The organism is Streptomyces sp. NBC_01006 (genome assembly GCF_045162725.1).
In the GTDB taxonomy this organism is placed as follows: domain Bacteria; phylum Actinomycetota; class Actinomycetes; order Streptomycetales; family Streptomycetaceae; genus Streptomyces.
This window is the reverse complement of the sequence record NZ_CP108700.1, coordinates 4,658,193-4,677,800: the sequence shown is the minus strand read 5'-3', so window position 1 is coordinate 4,677,800 and position 19,608 is coordinate 4,658,193. Positions and strand designations below refer to the sequence as shown.

Here is a 19,608-nt window from a genome sequence, read left to right as displayed (position 1 = left end):
CCCCGCCCAGCCCCTACGCGAGCAGGCCGCGCAACGGGAACACCGCCCGCCGGGTCGCCAGAACGGCCTGATCGATCCGGTCCGCCGGATCGTAGCCCGCCTCCCAGTCGCGCCACGCCACCGTCCGCCCGTCCGTCATCCGGGCCGGCGCCGGCTGCCGCGTCCGCGCGTACACCTCGTCCCGCCACCCGTCCGGCACCGCCGCCTGCGGATCGACCGGACGGTGCGCCGCGATCCCCACCAGATGCGTCCACGACCGCGGTACGACGTCCACGACCGCGTACCCGCCGCCGCCCAACGCCACCCACCTGCCCCCCGCGTACTCGTGGGCGAGCCGGTGACAGGCCTCCTGCACCGCCCGCTGCGCGTCCAGCGACACCGCCAGATGCGCCAGCGGGTCCTCGAAATGCGTGTCCGCCCCGTGCTGGGTCACCAATACCTGTGGCCGGAACTCCTCCAACAGCTCGGGCACCGTCGCGTGGAAGGCCCGCAGCCACCCCTCGTCCCCGGTCCCGGCCGGCAGCGCCACGTTCACCGCCGAACCCTCCGCGGCCTGTCCGCCCGTCTCCTCCGGCCAGCCGGTCTGCGGGAACAGCGTGCGCGGATGTTCGTGCAGCGAGATCGTCAGCACCCGCGGATCGTCCCAGAACACCGCCTGGACCCCGTCCCCGTGGTGCACGTCCACATCCACGTACGCGACCCGCTCGGCCCCCAGCTCCAGCAGCCGCGCGATCGCCAGCGCCGCGTCGTTGTAGACGCAGAACCCGGCCGCCCCGCCCGGCATCGCGTGGTGCAGCCCGCCCGCGAAGTTCACCGCGTGCTCGGCCTCCCCGTGCCAGACCGCTTCCGCCGCCGCCACCGACTGCCCCGCGATCAGCGCCGAGGCCTCGTGCATCCCGCGGAAGGCCGGATCGTCCATCGTCCCCAGGCCGTACGACCCGTCGGCCACCCCCGGATCCGCCGACACCTCGCGCACCGCGGCCACGTAGTCCTGCCGGTGGACCAGCCGCAGCGTGGAGTCCCCGGCCGCGCGGGCCGCCCGTACCTCCATCTCCCGGTCCAGCCCGAAGGCACGCACCAGGCCCATGGTCAGCGCCAGGCGCACCGGATCCATCGGATGGCTCGGTCCGAAGTCATACCTCGTTACCGCCTCGTCCCACATCAACAGCCCGGTCACCGGCTCGCCGCTCATGCCCGACACCGTATCGGGCGCCCTCCGTGCCGAACGAGCGGGCGTGGAAGAGCGTCACGAGGACGAGCGCCATCGGCACGAGCATCGCGCCCCGGTAGCTCCAGGCGTCCCCGATCCCGCCGACGAGCGGCGATCCGATCAGGAAGCCGACGTAGTTGAAGATGTTCAGCCGCGCGATGGCGGTATCGGAGGAGGAAGGGAAGAGACGCCCGGCCGCCGCGAAGGTCTGCGGCACGATCACGCACAGCCCGATCCCCAGCAGCGTGAACCCGAGCATTCCCGTCCACGCCCCGGGCGCGGACGCCACCACCGCGAACCCGCCGGCCGCGACCACCGTCCCGATCCGTACGACGGCCACCGCCCCGAAGCGCCGCACGCCCAGGTCCCCGACGGCCCGCCCGATCAGCGTGGTCACCATGTAGACGTTGTACGGGACGGTCGCCAGCTGCTCCGAGCTCCCCAGCACGTCCTGGAGGTACTTGGCGCTCCAGTTCGAGACCGTCGAATCCCCGATGTACGCACACGCCATCACCAGGCACAGCGGCAGCAGCAGCCGGAACCCGCCGACCCCGAGCCCCTTCTCGACGACGTGGTCCGTGGCGTCCTTGGCGTCCTTGGCGTCCTGCTGGTCGACGTAGAACCGGCTCCCGTAGAACGCGAGCGGCAGCAGCACGACCACGGCCGGCAGGTACGAGGTGAACAGCGACAGGTGCCAGTGCGCCCCGGCCCAGGCCGCGGACGCCCCGACGATCCCGCCCAGGCTGTACGCGGCGTGGAAGCCGAGCATGATGCTGCGCCCGTACGCCCGCTGCAGGCTGACGCCGAGCATGTTCATCGACGCGTCGAGCGCACCGACGGACAGCCCGAACGCCCCCAGCGCCAGCGCCGCGTGCCACATCTGCGTACCGGCCCCGACTCCCAGCAGGGCGAGCAGGACGAGCGGCTGCGCCCACCGCAGTACGGTGGCCGGCCCGACCCGTTTCACGAGGTGCTCCGTGACGACGCTGGAGACCCCGGCGAGGATCGGCACGGCGGCGAGGAAGGCGGGCAGCAGCCCGTCGGATATCCCGTACCGGTCCTGGATGGCGGGGATCCGCGTCACGAGGAGGGCGAAGGTCACGCCCTGCACGAAGAAGCTGAACCCCAGGGAACCCCGCCCCCGGCGCAGCCGTACGTCTTCTGTCATGGCGGCACAGCGTAGGCCCGCGGGCTACCCGTGGGTAGAGAGATCACACAGGGAGTTCCAGAAGCCCCGTCAGCTCCTTCATCTCCCCGAAGACACCGGTGGCCCCGGCCAGCCGCTCGGCGGGCGTCATCGCGGTGAACCCGTACACGTCCATCCCGGCGGCGACGGCCGCCCGCACCCCGAGCGGGCTGTCCTCGACCACCACGCACCGCGCGGGCTCGACGCCCATGGAACGGGCCGCGTGCAGGAACAGATCGGGGGCCGGCTTGCCCTTCCCCACGTCCTGCGAGCTGAAGATCCACTCCTCCTCGAACCACCCGTCGAGACCGGCCGCCCGGTGTCCGACCCGGATCCGCTCGTGACTCCCGGAGGAGGCAAGGCAGTACGGCACCCCGCGCGCGGTCAGCGCCCCGAGTACCTCCACGGCGCCGGCCACCGGCGTCAGCTCCCGCTCGAACGCGGCGAAGGTCCGCGCGTGCAGGGTCGCGTCGAACTCGGCGGGCAACCGCTCCCCGGTCCGCTCGAACACGAGGTCGTGCACCCGGTGCACGGCGGCACCCATGTAGTCGCGGATCGAGTCCTCGTACGAGGTGGGATACCCCAACTCGGTGAGGTACCCGGCGAGGATCGTATTGGCGACCGGTTCGCTGTCCACCAGCACGCCGTCGTTGTCGAAGATGACGAGGTCGTAGCCCATGGCCCCGACCCTACGCAAAAGATGCCCGTAAACGCAGAAAAGCCCCGTACCGGATACCCGGTACGGGGCTTTCTACAATGATTGTTCGGCGGCGTCCTACTCTCCCACAGGGTCCCCCCTGCAGTACCATCGGCGCTGAAAGGCTTAGCTTCCGGGTTCGGAATGTAACCGGGCGTTTCCCTAACGCTATGACCACCGAAACACTATGAAATTTGAACGCTGGCATGAACACAGCTGTTCGTTATTTCAGAACTAACACAGTGGACGCGAGCAACTGAGGACAAGCCCTCGGCCTATTAGTACCAGTCAGCTCCACCCGTTACCGGGCTTCCACATCTGGCCTATCAACCCAGTCGTCTACTGGGAGCCTTACCCTCTCAAGGAGGTGGGAATACTCATCTTGAAGCAGGCTTCCCGCTTAGATGCTTTCAGCGGTTATCCCTCCCGAACGTAGCCAACCAGCCATGCCCTTGGCAGGACAACTGGCACACCAGAGGTTCGTCCGTCCCGGTCCTCTCGTACTAGGGACAGCCCTTCTCAATATTCCTACGCGCACAGCGGATAGGGACCGAACTGTCTCACGACGTTCTAAACCCAGCTCGCGTACCGCTTTAATGGGCGAACAGCCCAACCCTTGGGACCGACTCCAGCCCCAGGATGCGACGAGCCGACATCGAGGTGCCAAACCATCCCGTCGATATGGACTCTTGGGGAAGATCAGCCTGTTATCCCCGGGGTACCTTTTATCCGTTGAGCGACGGCGCTTCCACAAGCCACCGCCGGATCACTAGTCCCGACTTTCGTCCCTGCTCGACCCGTCGGTCTCACAGTCAAGCTCCCTTGTGCACTTACACTCAACACCTGATTGCCAACCAGGCTGAGGGAACCTTTGGGCGCCTCCGTTACCCTTTGGGAGGCAACCGCCCCAGTTAAACTACCCATCAGACACTGTCCCTGATCCGGATCACGGACCGAGGTTAGACATCCAGCACGACCAGAGTGGTATTTCAACGGCGACTCCACCCCAACTGGCGTTGGGGTTTCAAAGTCTCCCACCTATCCTACACAAGCCGAACCGAACACCAATATCAAACTGTAGTAAAGGTCCCGGGGTCTTTCCGTCCTGCTGCGCGAAACGAGCATCTTTACTCGTAGTGCAATTTCACCGGGCCTATGGTTGAGACAGTCGAGAAGTCGTTACGCCATTCGTGCAGGTCGGAACTTACCCGACAAGGAATTTCGCTACCTTAGGATGGTTATAGTTACCACCGCCGTTTACTGGCGCTTAAGTTCTCAGCTTCGCACACCCGAAAGTGCACTAACCGGTCCCCTTAACGTTCCAGCACCGGGCAGGCGTCAGTCCGTATACATCGCCTTACGGCTTCGCACGGACCTGTGTTTTTAGTAAACAGTCGCTTCTCGCTGGTCTCTGCGGCCACCCCCAGCTCACGGAGTAAATCCGATCACCAGTGATGGCCCCCCTTCTCCCGAAGTTACGGGGGCATTTTGCCGAGTTCCTTAACCATAGTTCACCCGAACGCCTCGGTATTCTCTACCTGACCACCTGAGTCGGTTTAGGGTACGGGCCGCCATGAAACTCGCTAGAGGCTTTTCTCGACAGCATAGGATCATCCACTTCACCACAATCGGCTCGGCATCAGGTCTCAGCCTTAACGAGGGACGGATTTGCCTACCCCTCGGCCTACACCCTTACCCCGGGACAACCACCGCCCGGGCTGGACTACCTTCCTGCGTCACCCCATCGCTTACCTACTACAAGTCTGGTTCGTCGGCTCCACCACTTTCCTTTCCCCGAAGGGTCCGGAACGGCTTCACGGACTTAGCATCGCCTGATTCGATATTGGGCGTTTCAAAGCGGGTACCGGAATATCAACCGGTTGTCCATCGACTACGCCTGTCGGCCTCGCCTTAGGTCCCGACTTACCCTGGGCAGATCAGCTTGACCCAGGAACCCTTAGTCAATCGGCGCACACGTTTCTCACGTGTGTATCGCTACTCATGCCTGCATTCTCACTCGTGAACCGTCCACAACTAGCTTCCGCTGCTGCTTCACCCGGCACACGACGCTCCCCTACCCATCACAGCGGGCGTTGGCCCTATTGCTGCAATGACACGACTTCGGCGGTACGCTTGAGCCCCGCTACATTGTCGGCGCGGAATCACTTGACCAGTGAGCTATTACGCACTCTTTCAAGGGTGGCTGCTTCTAAGCCAACCTCCTGGTTGTCTCTGCGACTCCACATCCTTTCCCACTTAGCGTACGCTTAGGGGCCTTAGTCGATGCTCTGGGCTGTTTCCCTCTCGACCATGGAGCTTATCCCCCACAGTCTCACTGCCGTGCTCTCACTTACCGGCATTCGGAGTTTGGCTAAGGTCAGTAACCCGGTAGGGCCCATCGCCTATCCAGTGCTCTACCTCCGGCAAGAAACACACGACGCTGCACCTAAATGCATTTCGGGGAGAACCAGCTATCACGGAGTTTGATTGGCCTTTCACCCCTAACCACAGGTCATCCCCCAGGTTTTCAACCCTGGTGGGTTCGGTCCTCCACGAAGTCTTACCTCCGCTTCAACCTGCCCATGGCTAGATCACTCCGCTTCGGGTCTAGAGCGTGCAACTCAATCGCCCTATTCGGACTCGCTTTCGCTACGGCTTCCCCACACGGGTTAACCTCGCTACACACCGCTAACTCGCAGGCTCATTCTTCAAAAGGCACGCAGTCACGACCCATTGGGTAAACCCAATGAGCGACGCTCCCACGGCTTGTAGGCACACGGTTTCAGGTACTATTTCACTCCGCTCCCGCGGTACTTTTCACCATTCCCTCACGGTACTATCCGCTATCGGTCACCAGGGAATATTTAGGCTTAGCGGGTGGTCCCGCCAGATTCACACGGGATTTCTCGGGCCCCGTGCTACTTGGGAGATGAGCAAGCAAGCCGCTGATGTTTCGTCTACGGGGGTCTTACCCTCTACGCCGGACCTTTCGCATGTCCTTCGACTACATCAACGGTTTCTGACTCGCCGACCGGCCGGCAGACCGATCAAGCTCATTCCCACAACCCCGCATGCGCAACCCCTGCCGGGTATCACACGCATACGGTTTGGCCTCATCCGGTTTCGCTCGCCACTACTCCCGGAATCACGGTTGTTTTCTCTTCCTGAGGGTACTGAGATGTTTCACTTCCCCTCGTTCCCTCCACACTGCCTATGTGTTCAGCAGTGGGTGACAGCCCATGACGACTGCCGGGTTTCCCCATTCGGACACCCCCGGATCAAAGCTCAGTTGGCAGCTCCCCGGGGCCTATCGCGGCCTCTCACGTCCTTCATCGGTTCCTGGTGCCAAGGCATCCACCGTGCGCCCTTAAAAACTTGGCCACAGATGCTCGCGTCCACTGTGTAGTTCTCAAACAACGACCAGCCACCCATCACCCCACCAGACAAGCTGGCGAGTTCACTGGGGCCGGCACTGAAGACATGACCTCACGGCCGTACCTTCAGGACCCAACAACGTGCCAAGCACGATCACCGCCACCTCACTGTGTTCCACGCCGAAGCAGTACTTACAGAGGGTTTAGGAAACCGTGCCAACTAATCAACGTTCCACCCATGAGCTGACCGTGCAGAACGTTTGTCTGCAATCGGTACTGTGCTCCTTAGAAAGGAGGTGATCCAGCCGCACCTTCCGGTACGGCTACCTTGTTACGACTTCGTCCCAATCGCCAGTCCCACCTTCGACAGCTCCCTCCCTTACGGGTTGGGCCACCGGCTTCGGGTGTTACCGACTTTCGTGACGTGACGGGCGGTGTGTACAAGGCCCGGGAACGTATTCACCGCAGCAATGCTGATCTGCGATTACTAGCGACTCCGACTTCATGGGGTCGAGTTGCAGACCCCAATCCGAACTGAGACCGGCTTTTTGAGATTCGCTCCACCTCACGGTATCGCAGCTCATTGTACCGGCCATTGTAGCACGTGTGCAGCCCAAGACATAAGGGGCATGATGACTTGACGTCGTCCCCACCTTCCTCCGAGTTGACCCCGGCGGTCTCCTGTGAGTCCCCATCACCCCGAAGGGCATGCTGGCAACACAGGACAAGGGTTGCGCTCGTTGCGGGACTTAACCCAACATCTCACGACACGAGCTGACGACAGCCATGCACCACCTGTATACCGACCACAAGGGGGGCACTATCTCTAATGCTTTCCGGTATATGTCAAGCCTTGGTAAGGTTCTTCGCGTTGCGTCGAATTAAGCCACATGCTCCGCCGCTTGTGCGGGCCCCCGTCAATTCCTTTGAGTTTTAGCCTTGCGGCCGTACTCCCCAGGCGGGGAACTTAATGCGTTAGCTGCGGCACCGACGACGTGGAATGTCGCCAACACCTAGTTCCCAACGTTTACGGCGTGGACTACCAGGGTATCTAATCCTGTTCGCTCCCCACGCTTTCGCTCCTCAGCGTCAGTAATGGCCCAGAGATCCGCCTTCGCCACCGGTGTTCCTCCTGATATCTGCGCATTTCACCGCTACACCAGGAATTCCGATCTCCCCTACCACACTCTAGCTAGCCCGTATCGAATGCAGACCCGAGGTTAAGCCTCGGGCTTTCACATCCGACGTGACAAGCCGCCTACGAGCTCTTTACGCCCAATAATTCCGGACAACGCTTGCGCCCTACGTATTACCGCGGCTGCTGGCACGTAGTTAGCCGGCGCTTCTTCTGCAGGTACCGTCACTTTCGCTTCTTCCCTGCTGAAAGAGGTTTACAACCCGAAGGCCGTCATCCCTCACGCGGCGTCGCTGCATCAGGCTTTCGCCCATTGTGCAATATTCCCCACTGCTGCCTCCCGTAGGAGTCTGGGCCGTGTCTCAGTCCCAGTGTGGCCGGTCGCCCTCTCAGGCCGGCTACCCGTCGTCGCCTTGGTGGGCCATTACCCCACCAACAAGCTGATAGGCCGCGGGCTCATCCTTCACCGCCGGAGCTTTCAACCCCCGCCCATGCAGGCAGGAGTATTATCCGGTATTAGACCCCGTTTCCAGGGCTTGTCCCAGAGTGAAGGGCAGATTGCCCACGTGTTACTCACCCGTTCGCCACTAATCCACCCCGAAGGGCTTCATCGTTCGACTTGCATGTGTTAAGCACGCCGCCAGCGTTCGTCCTGAGCCAGGATCAAACTCTCCATGAATGTTTACCGGTAATCCGGTACACACACACTTAGAGCGGGTCAGTCATGTCGGAATATGACCGACTGACCACTGCGTCCTCGCTGTGTTGTTGCCTGCAAGCATCACCCGAAGGCGACCTCACAGGTCTTTTTCAAAGGAACCTCATCCACCGAAGTGGACGGGGTATCAACTTCTGGCGTTGATTTTTGGCACGCTGTTGAGTTCTCAAGGAACGGACGCTTCCTTTGTACTCACCCTCTCGGGCTTTCCTCCGGGCTTTCGCTCTTCGTTCTTGCGTTTCCGACTCTATCAGAGTCAGTTCCGCTCGCTTTCCGGGTTCTTCGCTTTCGCGTTTTCCCTTTCCGGCGATTCCGACTCTATCAGATCCTTTCGGGCCTGACTCCCAGTCAGCGGGTTCCGCCGCTTGGGCTGTTGGGCCCTTGCGGCGAGTGAGACAGTAGCGGATTCCTTGCCCCCGAACCTAATCGGCGGCTGCGTCCTTGGACGCAGATTCCTCATTCGCAAATACGCATGAAAACGAGACGACACAGTGCGTCGTTCGTTCGAATGTGTAGTGCGGGATGGCTGTCCGGGGACCGACCGGGGTCGGCGCTCACGTCGGACAACTCGAAGAACCTTACGGACCCCGGTCAGGTGTGTCAACCCCGGGACAGGGGCCACCGGAAGGGCTAGCCTGATCCCCATGACTACGCATGCGCTCACGTCCAGCCTTCGCTGGTGGGCCGCCTGACGGCGGCCGACCTTCCACGCGAGCACGCATGCGCTCACGGCCGCCGCTTACGGCGGCCGTTTCTGTTTGTCCCTCCCGGGAGTGGCTCGGTCGCCCGACGCGGCGGTCCCCACACCAGCCACGAACAGGGAGACAGGACATGACGAGGATCTTCAGCGGGATCAAGCCGACCGGGCACCTGACGCTGGGGAACTACCTGGGGGCCCTCCGGCAGTGGGTCGCCGCCGACCAGGAGCCGGACGAGGCGCTGTTCTGCGTCGTGGACCTGCACGCGCTCACCGTCGAGCACGATCCCGCGCGGGTGCGCCGGCTCAGCAGGCAGGCGGCGACCCTGTTCCTCGCCTCCGGGCTGGACCCGGAGAAATGCACCCTGTTCATGCAGAGCCACGTGGACGAACACACCCGGCTCTCGTACGTACTGGAGTGCACCGCCACCGACGGGGAGATGCGCCGGATGATCCAGTACAAGGAGAAGTCCGCGCGGGCGCAGGCGACCGGGGAGGGCGTACGGCTGTCGCTGCTGACGTATCCCGTGCTGATGGCCGCCGACATCCTGGCGTACGGGACCGAGGAGGTCCCGGTCGGTGAGGACCAGCGGCAGCACGTGGAGCTGGCCCGGGATCTGGCGGTGCGGTTCAACCAGCGGTACGGGCAGACGTTCACGGTGCCGAGGGCGACGCTGCCGCAGGTGGCCGCGCGGGTGATGGACCTCCAGGAGCCGACCTCGAAGATGGGGAAGTCCGGCGGGGCGGGGCCCGGGGTCGTGTTCATGCTGGACGAGCCCGGGGTGATCCGGAAGAAGGTCATGCGGGCCGTGACCGACAGCGGGGACGGCGGGGTGCTCTACGACCGGGAGGCGCGGCCGGGGGTCGCGAACCTGCTGGACATCCTGGCCGCCTGCACCGGCGGGGATCCGGCCGCCCTCGCGGAGGAGTACAGCGGGTACGGGGCGCTGAAGCGGGACGTCGCCGACGCGGTGGTGGAGCTGCTGCGGCCGGTGCAGGAGCTCCACGCCGAGCTGGCCGCCGATCCGGCGGCGGTGGAGAAGGTGCTGCGGGACGGGGCCGGGCGGGCGCGGGCGCTGGCGCGGCCGATCGTGGACCGGGCGTACCGGGCCATCGGGCTGCTGGAGCCCTGAAGGACACCGGGCCGTACGGGCCCCCGCGGGTACCGGGCCCCCGCTCGTGCGGGGGCCCGTACCGCCGTCCTCTTAGCTGTTGCCGGAGGCGAGTTCGCGGCTGCGGTCGCGGGCCGCTTCCAGGGCTGCGATCAGGGCGGCCCGTACGCCGTGCCGTTCGAGCTCGACGATCGCGTTGATGGTGGTGCCGGCCGGGGAGGTGACGGCCTCGCGGAGCTTGACCGGGTGCTCGCCGCTGTCGCGGAGCATCACGGCGGCGCCGATGGCGGCCTGGACGATGAGGTCGTGGGCCTGGGCGCGGGGCAGGCCGAGGAGGATGCCGGCGTCGGTCATCGCCTCGACGAGGAAGTAGAAGTACGCCGGTCCGGAGCCGGAGAGGGCGGTGGCGGCGTCCTGCTGGGACTCGGGGACGCGCAGGGTCTTGCCGACGCCGCCGAAGATCTCCTCGGTGTGGGCGAGGTGTTCGGCGGTGGCGTGGCTGCCGGCCGAGATGACGGACATGGCCTCGTCGACGAGGGCGGGGGTGTTCGTCATGACGCGGACGACGGGGGTGCCCGGGGCGAGCCGCTCCTCGAAGAAGGAGGTGGGGATGCCGGCGGCGCCGCTGATAACCAGGCGGTCGGCCGGGATGTGCGGGGCGAGCTCTTCGAGGAGCTTGCCCATGTCCTGCGGCTTGACGGTGAGGATGAGGGTGTCGGCGCGCTTGGCGGCTTCGGCGTTGCTGACGGCCTCGACGCCGTAGCGGGCGCGGAGCTCCTCGGCGCGTTCGGGGCGGCGGGCGGTGACGAGGAGCTTGGAGGCGGGCCGGCCGCCGCGGATCATTCCGCTGAGCAGGGCCTCGCCGATCTTGCCGGTACCGAGGACTGCGACTGTCTGGGTCATGCCCGATTCACCTCGCCGAACTTTCTTGCACGTGTGCTGGCTTCTCCCTCCTCATCCTTGCACCCGTGCGCGGAGCGGCGAGGCGGTGTCCGCAGTGCGGTCAGGGCCCGGTCAGGGCGTACGGCGGCGGAGGGTGGCCGCGCCGAGGGCCAGGACGAGCAGCGCGCAGGCGGCGACGATCACGGCGTCGCGGACGAAGTCGGCGGTCATGTCGGTGTGGGTGAGGACCTGGGTCATGCCGTCGACGGCGTACGACATGGGCAGCACGTCCGAGAGGCCTTCGAGGACGGGGTGCATGGTGTCGCGCGCGGCGAACAGGCCGCACAGCAGGAGCTGCGGGAAGATCACGGCCGGCATGAACTGGACGGCCTGGAACTCGCTGGCGGCGAAGGCGGAGACGAACAGGCCGAGGGCGGTGCCGAGGAGCGCGTCGAGCAGGGCGACGAGCAGGAGCAGCCAGGGCGAGCCGACGACGTCGAGGCCGAGGATCCAGAGGGCGAGGCCGGTGGCGAGGAGCGACTGGACGACGGCGACGGCCCCGAAGGCGAGGGCGTAGCCGGCGATGAGGTCGCCCTTGCCCAGCGGCATGGCGAGGAGGCGTTCGAGGGTGCCGGAGGTGCGCTCGCGCAGGGTGGCGATCGAGGTCACCAGGAACATGGTGATGAGCGGGAAGATCCCGAGGAGGGACGCCCCGATGCCGTCGAAGGTGCGGGCATCGCCGTCGAAGACGAAGCGCAGCAGCGTCAGCATCAGTACGGGGACCAGCAGCATCAGCGCGATGGAGCGCGGGTCGTGGCGCAGCTGGCGCAGGACGCGGGCGGCGGTGGCGGCGGTGCGGGCGGCGCTCATCGGATGACCTCGGTCTTCGCTTCGGCTTCGGCCTCGGCCTCGTCGACGAGGCGCAGGAAGCCCTCCTCGACGGTGGCGGAGTGCGTACGGGTGCGCAGTGCGTCGGGGGTGTCCTGGGCGAGGATGCGGCCCTCGCGCATGAGGAGCAGTTCGTGGCAGCGCTCGGCCTCGTCCATGACGTGGGAGGAGACGAGGATCGTGGCGCCGCGGGTGGCGGCGATGTCGTGGAAGAGGTTCCACAGGTCGCGGCGCAGGACGGGGTCGAGGCCGACGGTGGGCTCGTCGAGTACGAGGAGCTCGGGGGTCCCGAGGAGCGCGACGGCGAGGGAGACGCGGCTGCGCTGGCCGCCGGAGAGGTTGCCGGCGAGGGCGCCCGCGTGGGTGGTGAGGTCGACGTCGGCGATGGCGCGGGTGACGGTGGAGCGGCGGCGGTCGGCGGCGGCGCGGCCCGGGTCGAGGACGGCGGCGAAGTAGTCGAGGTTCTGGCGGATGGTGAGGTCGTCGTAGACGGAGGGCGCCTGGGTGACGTAGCCGATGCGGGAGCGGAGCTCCGGGGAGCCGGCGGGGCGGCCGAGGACGTCGAGGGTGCCGGTGACGTGGGCCTGGGTGCCGACGATGGAGCGCATGAGGGTGGATTTGCCACAGCCGGAGGGGCCGAGGAGGCCGGTGATGCGGCCGCGGGGGACGTCGAAGGCGATGGAGTCGATGACGGTGCTGGGGCTGCGGCCTGTGCCGCGGCGGACGGTGAGCCCGCGGGCGTGGACGGCGGGCGGGGCAGGCGGGGCGGGCTCGCCGGGCGACGCCTGCGGGTTATTCATCATGTGATGAATAATGCTCCTGACTGAGCCGGGGCGTCAACAGGGCGGTGGCGGGCGGGGCTACTTCTTCCGCTTGGGGCGGCGCGCGGCCGGGTTGCCCGTACGGGTGCTGCGGCGGCGGGCGAACTCGGCGGTGGCGCGCTCGTACTCGGCGCGGCGCAGCTTCTCGCCGGGGGCCTCGAAGAAGCAGCGCAGGAAGTACGCGATGAGGGAGCCGATGAAACCGATCGTCTTCAGGCCCTTGAGGGCGGCCTCGTCGGAGGACGGGGCGGGACGGCGGCTGAAGGAGTCCCAGGTCTTGACGAAGGCGATGGAGCTGGCGATCGCGAAGAGGACGACGACGGAGATGCTGAGGAACGGGCCGACGTTGCCGATCTCCAGGCCCTCGTAGGAGAGGCGGAGCAGCACGGCCGCGGCGACGGCGGTGACGAGCGAACCGGCGGCCATGGCGGCGCGGCGCAGGGCGTAGCCGCCATCGTGGTTCACCCACGTGGTGCCGAAGAACCGGATCGGCTCGGGCTCGGGCCCGGCGGGGGCCGCAGGGGCCTGCGCGGCCGGCTCGGCGGGGATCTGGTCTCGCTGGTCGTCGTCGCTCACACCGGCGATTATCCCTCGCCGCGCCGGCCCTGCCGGGGTCGTCTCACGTGGCAGACGGGCGGCAGGCGGCGGACGGCCGGGGCCCCGGGGCCCCGGCCTCAGGGGCTCAGGGGCTCAGGGGCTCAGGGGCTCAGGGGCTCAGCCGCAGCGGTTCGCGACGTAGCCGTCGGTGCCGGTCTTGACGTACGCGTCGGAGATGAAGCGTCCGTTGCCGATGCAGTCCCAGATGTCCGACGTGCCGTACGGGCCCGAGACGGTCGTGCCGTCGCACTGGCAGCGGATCGAGACGCTCGCGCCGTACGGCAGGGTGTCGATGACCGAGTAGTTCGTCCCCGGGCCGCTGCGGACGTTCACGCGGTACCCCGGAGCGACCGGAAACGTCTGGAATCCCGAGTCGGCGGCCAGGCTCTGGACTTGGCTGGAATCGTTCTCCACGGACATGTGAAATCTCCCCCCACGGGTGTTGCCGTGCGCAACTCGCGCAGGGTAGCAGGACCCTTGGAGATTCGTACGGCCCATCGACTAGGCTCCGGCGGGGGTGGTTGAGCGGTGCATTCGCTGCGCGCGGACTACGTGGGCTTTCCTGAGTACGCCGGCCAGTACCGGCTGGAATCGGTGCTCGGTTCCGGCGGGATGGGCGTCGTCCATCTGGCCACCTCGGGTTCGGGGCTGAAACTCGCCGTCAAGATCGTGCACGCCGAGCACGCGGTCGATCCGGAGTTCCGGGCCCGCTTCCGGCAGGAGGTCGCCGCCGCGCGGCGGGTGAGCGGGGCCTTCACCGCGCCCGTCGTGGACGCGGATCCGGATGCCGAACGGCCGTGGATGGCCACCCTGTTCATCGACTCCCCGACACTGGCCGAGCGCGTACGGGAGCGGGTGCTGGACCCGGTCGAGCTGGCCCGGCTCGCCGCGGGGCTGGCGGAGGCGCTGCGGGACATCCACCGGGCGGGGGTCGTCCACCGGGACCTCAAGCCCAGCAACGTACTGATGGCCCCGGACGGGGTGCGGGTCATCGACTTCGGCATCTCGCGGCCGGCGGACAGCGATCTGCGGACCGAGACGGGGAAGCTGATCGGGACGCCGCCGTACATGGCGCCGGAGCAGTTCCAGCGCCCGCGGGAGGTCGGCTCGGCCGCGGACGTCTTCGCGCTGGGCGCCGTACTCGTCCACGCGGCGACGGGGCACGGGCCGTTCGACTCCGACAGCCACTACCTGGTGGCGTACCAGGTCGTGCACGCCGAGCCCGATCTGACCGGGCTGCCGGAGCAGCTCGTACCGCTCGTGGCGCGGTGCCTGGCGAAGGAGCCGGCGGACCGGCCCACCGCGGAGGAGCTGATCGCGGAGATGCGGGCGGTGGCGTACCCGACCTCCGAGGACACGCAGGTGTTCGTGCCGCAGCCGCGGCGGCCGGTCGTGGCGGGGTCGGCTGCCGAAGCCACCCATCGGCGGGAGCGGATCGCCGTCGAGACCGGTCGAGCCGGCCAGGCCGATCACGCGGGTCATGCCGGTCACGCCGGTCAGGGGCGGCGCAGGGCTCGGGCGGTGGTCGCGGCGGCGGTCGGGCTGCTGCTGACGGGCGGGGCCGTGGGCGGGTACCTGCACTTCGGGGCGGGGGCCGGACCGCCGGGGCAGATCGCCGCGAAGACCGGTCCGGCGCCGGCGAAGCCGTTCGTACCGTGGGCGGTCGCAGTGGGCGAGCCGAGGGCGGGCAATCGGACCGGGGCCTGTTCCTGGGGGGAGGCGGCGGCCCTGTACTGCGCCGGGCCGGGGGTGGCGGCGGCCCGGCTCGACCCGGCGGACGGCTCGGTGGTGTGGTCGGTGAAGGCGGCTGCCCCGGCGACCCGGACGGCGGCGGACGGTGCGCCGATGCACGGGGGCGGGCTGGTGCTCGTGGCCGCGCCGGGCGACGGGACGCTGCAGGCGCTGGATCCGGGTACGGGCGCCGAGCGCTGGCAGCACAAGCTGCCGGACGGCGCGCGGGCGGTGGCGGCGGGCGGGCAGGTGCTGCTCGTGGCGCCGAACGGGAGCGTGACGGCCCTCGACGCGGCGAGCGGGGCCGTGCGGTGGACGAAGCAGCTCGGCGGGGTGGGTTCCGTGTGGTGGGGCGACGGCGCGGCGGTGTACGTGTCGACGCCGGACAGCGGTGGCGGGAGCTCGCAGCTGCTGGCGGTGGATCCGGCGAACGGGGCGGTGCGCTGGCAGCTGCGGACGGCGGGGCGGCTGCGGCCGGTCGGGGCCGCGCGGGGCGGGCTGTACCTGCTGGAGGTCGATACGGAGGGCAAGACCGGCGCGGTGGTCCGGGTGGATGCGGCGACACAGGCGGTACGGCGGGTCCGGCTGTCGGTGCCGCTGTACGACGCGGAGGCGGCGGTGGGCGCGGACGGGGTCGTGTACGCGGCCGGGGTCTCGGGTGCGCTGATCGCGGTGGGCGCCGAGCGGGAGCAGTGGCGGCTGGAGACGGGCCTGGCCGTGACGTCCCGTCCGGTGGCGGCCGACGGCCGGATCCACCTGACGGCGCCGGACGGACGGCTGCTGGCGGTCGATGCCGGGACCGGGCGGCTGGTGGGCCAGACGCGGCCGCGCCCGGGCGACGGCCGCGACGGCTTCACGGCGACCCTGCCGGCCCCGGTCCCCGCTGCCGGCCGGGTCTACGCAACGGCCCCGGACGGCACGGTCTTCGCGGTCGACGCCGCCGACCCCACGCGGTGGTGACCGGCCCCGGCGCAGCCGGAAGCGGCGAACCCCGCCGGGGGTTCCCGACGGGGTTCGCGGTGGATCCGGTGCGCAGTGGGGGCACGGGGGGTCGTCAGACGCCCGGCCGTCGTCAGACGCCCAGCTTGCTCACGTCGCGGACCGCGCCCTTGTCGGCGCTGGTCGCCATCGCCGCGTACGCGCGCAGCGCCGCCGAGACCTTGCGTTCGCGGTTCTTCGGGGCGTAGACGCCGCCGAGGGCCGCGTGGCGGGCGGCCAGCGTGGCCTCGTCCACCAGCAGCTCGATCGAGCGGTTGGGGATGTCGATCCGGATGCGGTCGCCGTCCTCGACGACGGCGATGTCGCCGCCCGAGGCCGCCTCCGGGGAGGCGTGTCCGATGGACAGGCCCGAGGTGCCTCCGGAGAAACGGCCGTCCGTCACCAGCGCGCAGACCTTGCCGAGCCCGCGCCCCTTCAGGAACGAGGTCGGGTAGAGCATCTCCTGCATGCCGGGGCCGCCGCGCGGGCCCTCGTACCGGATGACGACGACGTCGCCCGCCTTGATCTCCTTGCGGAGGATCTTGTCTACCGCCTCGTCCTGCGATTCGCAGACGACCGCCGGGCCCTCGAAGGTCCAGATCGACTCGTCGACGCCGGCCGTCTTCACGACGCAGCCGTCGACCGCGATGTTGCCGCGCAGGACCGCCAGCCCGCCGTCCTTGGAGTACGCGTGCTGCACCGACCGGATGCAGCCGCCCTCGGCGTCCAGGTCGAGGTTGTCCCAGCGCTCGGACTGCGAGAAGGCGGTGGCGGAGCGGACGCAGCCGGGGGCAGCGTGCCACAGCTCCATGGCCTCCTCCGAGGCCGTGCCGCTGCGCGCGTCCCACTTCGCCAGCCAGTCCTCCAGGTTCTCCGAGTGGACCGTCGTGACGTCCTTGTTCAGGAGCCCGCCGCGGTGCAGCTCACCGAGGATGGCGGGAATGCCGCCGGCGCGGTGGATGTCCTCCATGTAGTACGTACCGCCGGGCGCCACGTTCGGCGCGACCTTGGCCAGGCACGGGACCCGCCTCGACACCTCGTCGATGTCGGTGAGGTCGTACTCCAGGCCCGCCTCCTGCGCGGCGGCCAGCAGGTGCAGGATCGTGTTGGTCGAGCCGCCCATGGCGATGTCGAGGGCCATGGCGTTCTCGAAGGCCTGGCGGGTCGCGATGGAGCGCGGCAGGACCGAGTGGTCGTCCTGCTCGTAGTACCGCTTGGTGATCTCGACGACCGTCCGGCCGGCGTCCTCGTACAGGGCGCGGCGGGCGGTGTGCGTCGCGAGGACGGAGCCGTTGCCGGGGAGCGCGAGACCGATGGCCTCGGCGAGGCAGTTCATGGAGTTGGCGGTGAACATGCCGCTGCACGACCCGCAGGTCGGACAGGCGTTCTCCTCGATGCGCAGTACGTCCTCGTCGGAGACGTTCTCGTTGGAGGCGTCGACCATGGCGTCGATCAGGTCGAGCTTGCGGACGGTGCCGTCGACGAGGACGGCCTGGCCGGCCTCCATCGGGCCGCCCGACACGAACACGACCGGGATGTTGAGGCGCATGGCGGCCATCAGCATGCCGGGGGTGATCTTGTCGCAGTTGGAGATGCAGATGAGCGCGTCGGCGCAGTGCGCCTCGACCATGTACTCCACGCTGTCCGCGATCAGGTCGCGGGAGGGCAGGGAGTACAGCATGCCGCCGTGCCCCATGGCGATGCCGTCGTCGACCGCGATGGTGTTGAACTCGCGCGGGATCGCGCCGGCGGCGCGGATGGCGTCGGAGACGATCCGGCCGACCGGGGCCAGGTGGGTGTGGCCGGGGACGAACTCGGTGAAGGAGTTGGCGACCGCGATGATCGGCTTCCCGATGTCCGCGCTCGCTACGCCCGACGCACGCATAAGGGCGCGTGCGCCCGCCATGTTGCGGCCGTGGGTGACGGTACGGGACCTCAGCTCGGGCATCGGGTTCACTCCCCATGAGTGCGGTGGCGTTCGCACGCCCGCCGCGACTGTGCATGACTGTGGATATGGCTCGGTTACGAGGCTACGCTCCCGGCCCGCGATGCGGACAGGTGGTCCGCATGTCGATACGGGCGGCTCATTCCTCGGTCAGGTAACGCTGGAGGGTGGGCGCCACCAGGGCGACGATGTCCTCCGGGTCGGCGGACGCGAGGGGCTCGACCTGGACCACGTACCGCAGGAGCGCGATGCCGATCATGTGGGAGGCGGCGAGCTCGGCGCGGAAGGTGGGGTCGGGGACGTCGAGGTCGGCCGCGACCCGTTCCAGGACCCGGCGCAGGACCAGCCGGCGCAGCACCGCCGCCGCGGCCTCGTGGGTGAGGGCGGAGCGGATGACGGCGAGCAGGGGCGCCCGGGTGACCGGGTTCTCCCAGATGCCCAGGAAATAGCGTGCCAGCCGCTCCCCGATGCCCTCGGGGCCCTCCCCCACGATGGCGGGGACGACCAGGGCGGGCTCCATCGTGACCTCGATGGCGGCGGCGAAGAGGTCGTCCTTGCTGCCGAAGTAGTGGTGGACCAGCGCCGGGTCCACGCCGGCGACCTTCGCGATGCCGCGTACGGAGGTCTTGTCGTACCCGCGCTCCGCGAACACCTCGCGGGCGGCGAGCCGGATCCGCTCCTGGGTGCCGGGGCCCTCGTCGGCCTCGTCCTGGCGGGGCCGGCCGGGCCCGCGGCGCGGCTTGACCGGTTCCGTCACGGCCGGCGGGTCCTGATCGGCGCGGCGCTGGAGGCCAGATGCAACCGGGTGAAGGCCAGCGCCTCGGCGAGGTCGGCCTCGCGCTCGGCGGAGGACATCGCGCGGCGGGTGTTGACCTCGATGACGACGTGCCCGTCGAAGGAGACCCGGGCGAGCCGCTCCAGCAACTCGGCACACGGCTGCGTCCCCCGCCCCGGCACCAGGTGCTCGTCCTTCGCCGAACCGTTTCCGTCGGCGAGGTGCACGTGCGCGAGCCGGTCCCCCATGCGGTCGATCATCTCGGTGGCGTCGGTCCGGGCGGTAGCGGTATGCGAGAGATCAACGGTGAAATGCCGGTAGTCGTCCTTGGTCACGTCCCACTCGGGGGCATAGGCCAGCATCTCGCGGTCCCGGTACCGCCACGGGTACATGTTCTCGACGGCGAACCGCACGTCGGTCTCGTCGGCCATCCGCCAGATCCCGCCGACGAAGTCCCGCGCGTACTGCCGCTGCCAGCGGAACGGCGGGTGCACGACGACGGTGGACGCCCCCAGCCGCTCGGCCGCGGCCTGCGCCCGCTGGAGCTTGGTCCAAGGATCGGTGGACCACACCCTCTGCGTGATGAGCAGACAGGGCGCGTGCACGGCGAGGATCGGCACCTGGTACTGATCCGACAGCCGCCGCAGGGCATCGACGTCCTGGCTGACCGGATCCGTCCAGACCATCACCTCGACGCCGTCGTACCCGAGGCGCGCGGCGATCTCGAAGGCGGTAGCCGTCGACTCCGGATATACGGAGGCAGTGGAAAGCGCGACTTTCGCACTCGGGATCCGAACAGGTTCTGCCACGGAGACAGAGTACGGTCCCACCCCCCTCCCCCGCCGTGACGATCACCACCCCA

13 protein-coding genes and 3 rRNA genes are annotated in these 19,608 nt (G+C 67.9%); 2 read left to right on the top strand and 14 right to left on the bottom strand.

All coding sequences use genetic code 11. The annotated features are described in order from the left end of the window. Window positions 1-13: 13 nt before the first annotated feature. The 6 genes from OG509_RS21395 to OG509_RS21370 form a co-directional block, all read right to left on the bottom strand. Complete coding sequence (locus OG509_RS21395; protein ID WP_406187641.1) at window positions 14-1,162, bottom strand: acetoin utilization protein AcuC; 1,149 nt, start codon at window positions 1,160-1,162, stop codon at window positions 14-16. Continuing rightward, window positions 1,134-2,378: an MFS transporter gene (locus OG509_RS21390; protein ID WP_406184049.1), complete on the bottom strand. Its 1,245-nt coding sequence runs from the start codon at window positions 2,376-2,378 to the stop codon at window positions 1,134-1,136. The genes OG509_RS21395 and OG509_RS21390 overlap by 29 nt, the downstream gene beginning before the upstream one ends. A 43-nt stretch (window positions 2,379-2,421) precedes the next feature. Next, window positions 2,422-3,075, bottom strand: a complete 654-nt coding sequence (locus tag OG509_RS21385) for an HAD family hydrolase (protein WP_406184048.1) — start codon at window positions 3,073-3,075, stop codon at window positions 2,422-2,424. Window positions 3,076-3,158: 83 nt separating this feature from the next. Continuing rightward, window positions 3,159-3,275, bottom strand: a 5S ribosomal RNA gene (gene rrf, locus OG509_RS21380). 76 nt (window positions 3,276-3,351) lie between these two features. After that, window positions 3,352-6,474 (bottom strand): 23S ribosomal RNA (locus OG509_RS21375). 282 nt (window positions 6,475-6,756) lie between these two features. Beyond that, window positions 6,757-8,281 (bottom strand): 16S ribosomal RNA (locus OG509_RS21370). Together the 16S, 23S and 5S rRNA genes form the textbook arrangement of a ribosomal RNA operon. 870 nt (window positions 8,282-9,151) lie before the next feature. On the opposite strand from OG509_RS21370, the gene trpS reads away from it, so the two are divergent. Beyond that, entirely contained in the window at window positions 9,152-10,150 is a 999-nt protein-coding gene (trpS, locus tag OG509_RS21365) for a tryptophan--tRNA ligase (protein ID WP_406184047.1), read from the top strand. Between the two features lie 72 nt (window positions 10,151-10,222). Here the strand turns inward: trpS and proC are convergent, their stop codons facing one another. The 5 genes from proC to OG509_RS21340 all read right to left on the bottom strand — a co-directional run bounded on the left by proC (window position 10,223) and on the right by OG509_RS21340 (window position 13,737). Beyond that, the gene (gene proC, locus OG509_RS21360; RefSeq protein WP_134072388.1) at window positions 10,223-11,032 is read right to left on the bottom strand and encodes a pyrroline-5-carboxylate reductase; all 810 of its coding nucleotides are present in this window, start codon (window positions 11,030-11,032) and stop codon (window positions 10,223-10,225) included. A 111-nt stretch (window positions 11,033-11,143) separates the two neighbouring features. Beyond that, on the bottom strand, window positions 11,144-11,881 hold the full coding sequence (locus OG509_RS21355) for an ABC transporter permease (protein ID WP_385591783.1): 738 nt from the start codon (window positions 11,879-11,881) through the stop codon (window positions 11,144-11,146). After that, window positions 11,878-12,702 carry an ABC transporter ATP-binding protein gene (locus tag OG509_RS21350; RefSeq protein ID WP_406184046.1) on the bottom strand — a complete coding sequence of 275 codons (825 nt, stop codon included), beginning with the start codon at window positions 12,700-12,702 and terminating at the stop codon, window positions 11,878-11,880. Before OG509_RS21350 ends, OG509_RS21355 begins: the two co-directional genes overlap by 4 nt. A 57-nt stretch (window positions 12,703-12,759) precedes the next feature. Then, on the bottom strand, window positions 12,760-13,296 hold the full coding sequence (locus OG509_RS21345) for a hypothetical protein (protein WP_406184045.1): 537 nt from the start codon (window positions 13,294-13,296) through the stop codon (window positions 12,760-12,762). Window positions 13,297-13,434: 138 nt separating this feature from the next. Further along, window positions 13,435-13,737 carry an SH3 domain-containing protein gene (locus OG509_RS21340; RefSeq protein ID WP_406184044.1) on the bottom strand — a complete coding sequence of 101 codons (303 nt, stop codon included), beginning with the start codon at window positions 13,735-13,737 and terminating at the stop codon, window positions 13,435-13,437. Between the two features lie 108 nt (window positions 13,738-13,845). Between OG509_RS21340 and OG509_RS21335 the strand changes: the two genes are divergently transcribed. Beyond that, entirely contained in the window at window positions 13,846-16,008 is a 2,163-nt protein-coding gene (locus OG509_RS21335; protein WP_406184043.1) for a serine/threonine-protein kinase, read from the top strand. A 112-nt stretch (window positions 16,009-16,120) separates the two neighbouring features. Here OG509_RS21335 and ilvD read toward each other — a convergent pair whose 3' ends face one another. From ilvD to OG509_RS21320, 3 genes are all read right to left on the bottom strand, one after another. Next, window positions 16,121-17,974, bottom strand: a complete 1,854-nt coding sequence (gene ilvD / locus OG509_RS21330) for a dihydroxy-acid dehydratase (RefSeq protein WP_406184042.1) — start codon at window positions 17,972-17,974, stop codon at window positions 16,121-16,123. A gap of 136 nt (window positions 17,975-18,110) precedes the next feature. Next, the gene (locus tag OG509_RS21325) at window positions 18,111-18,728 is read right to left on the bottom strand and encodes a TetR family transcriptional regulator (protein ID WP_385591184.1); all 618 of its coding nucleotides are present in this window, start codon (window positions 18,726-18,728) and stop codon (window positions 18,111-18,113) included. Beyond that, window positions 18,725-19,555 (bottom strand): sugar phosphate isomerase/epimerase family protein, encoded by an 831-nt coding sequence (locus OG509_RS21320; RefSeq protein ID WP_406184041.1) that lies wholly within the window; start codon window positions 19,553-19,555, stop codon window positions 18,725-18,727. Before OG509_RS21320 ends, OG509_RS21325 begins: the two co-directional genes overlap by 4 nt. Between the last annotated feature and the right edge of the window lie 53 nt (window positions 19,556-19,608).

Excerpts from the sequence above, each read along its gene's own strand:
- OG509_RS21350 (WP_406184046.1), bottom strand. The coding sequence starts at position 12,702 with ATGATGAATAACCCGCAGGCGTCGCCCGGCGAGCCCGCCCCGCCTGCC.
- OG509_RS21355 (WP_385591783.1), bottom strand. The coding sequence starts at position 11,881 with ATGAGCGCCGCCCGCACCGCCGCCACCGCCGCCCGCGTCCTGCGCCAG.
- OG509_RS21340 (WP_406184044.1), bottom strand. The coding sequence starts at position 13,737 with ATGTCCGTGGAGAACGATTCCAGCCAAGTCCAGAGCCTGGCCGCCGAC.
- proC (WP_134072388.1), bottom strand. The coding sequence starts at position 11,032 with ATGACCCAGACAGTCGCAGTCCTCGGTACCGGCAAGATCGGCGAGGCC.
- ilvD (WP_406184042.1), bottom strand. The coding sequence starts at position 17,974 with ATGCCCGAGCTGAGGTCCCGTACCGTCACCCACGGCCGCAACATGGCG.
- trpS (WP_406184047.1), top strand. The coding sequence starts at position 9,152 with ATGACGAGGATCTTCAGCGGGATCAAGCCGACCGGGCACCTGACGCTG.
- OG509_RS21395 (WP_406187641.1), bottom strand. The coding sequence starts at position 1,162 with ATGTGGGACGAGGCGGTAACGAGGTATGACTTCGGACCGAGCCATCCG.
- OG509_RS21385 (WP_406184048.1), bottom strand. The coding sequence starts at position 3,075 with ATGGGCTACGACCTCGTCATCTTCGACAACGACGGCGTGCTGGTGGAC.
- OG509_RS21390 (WP_406184049.1), bottom strand. The coding sequence starts at position 2,378 with ATGACAGAAGACGTACGGCTGCGCCGGGGGCGGGGTTCCCTGGGGTTC.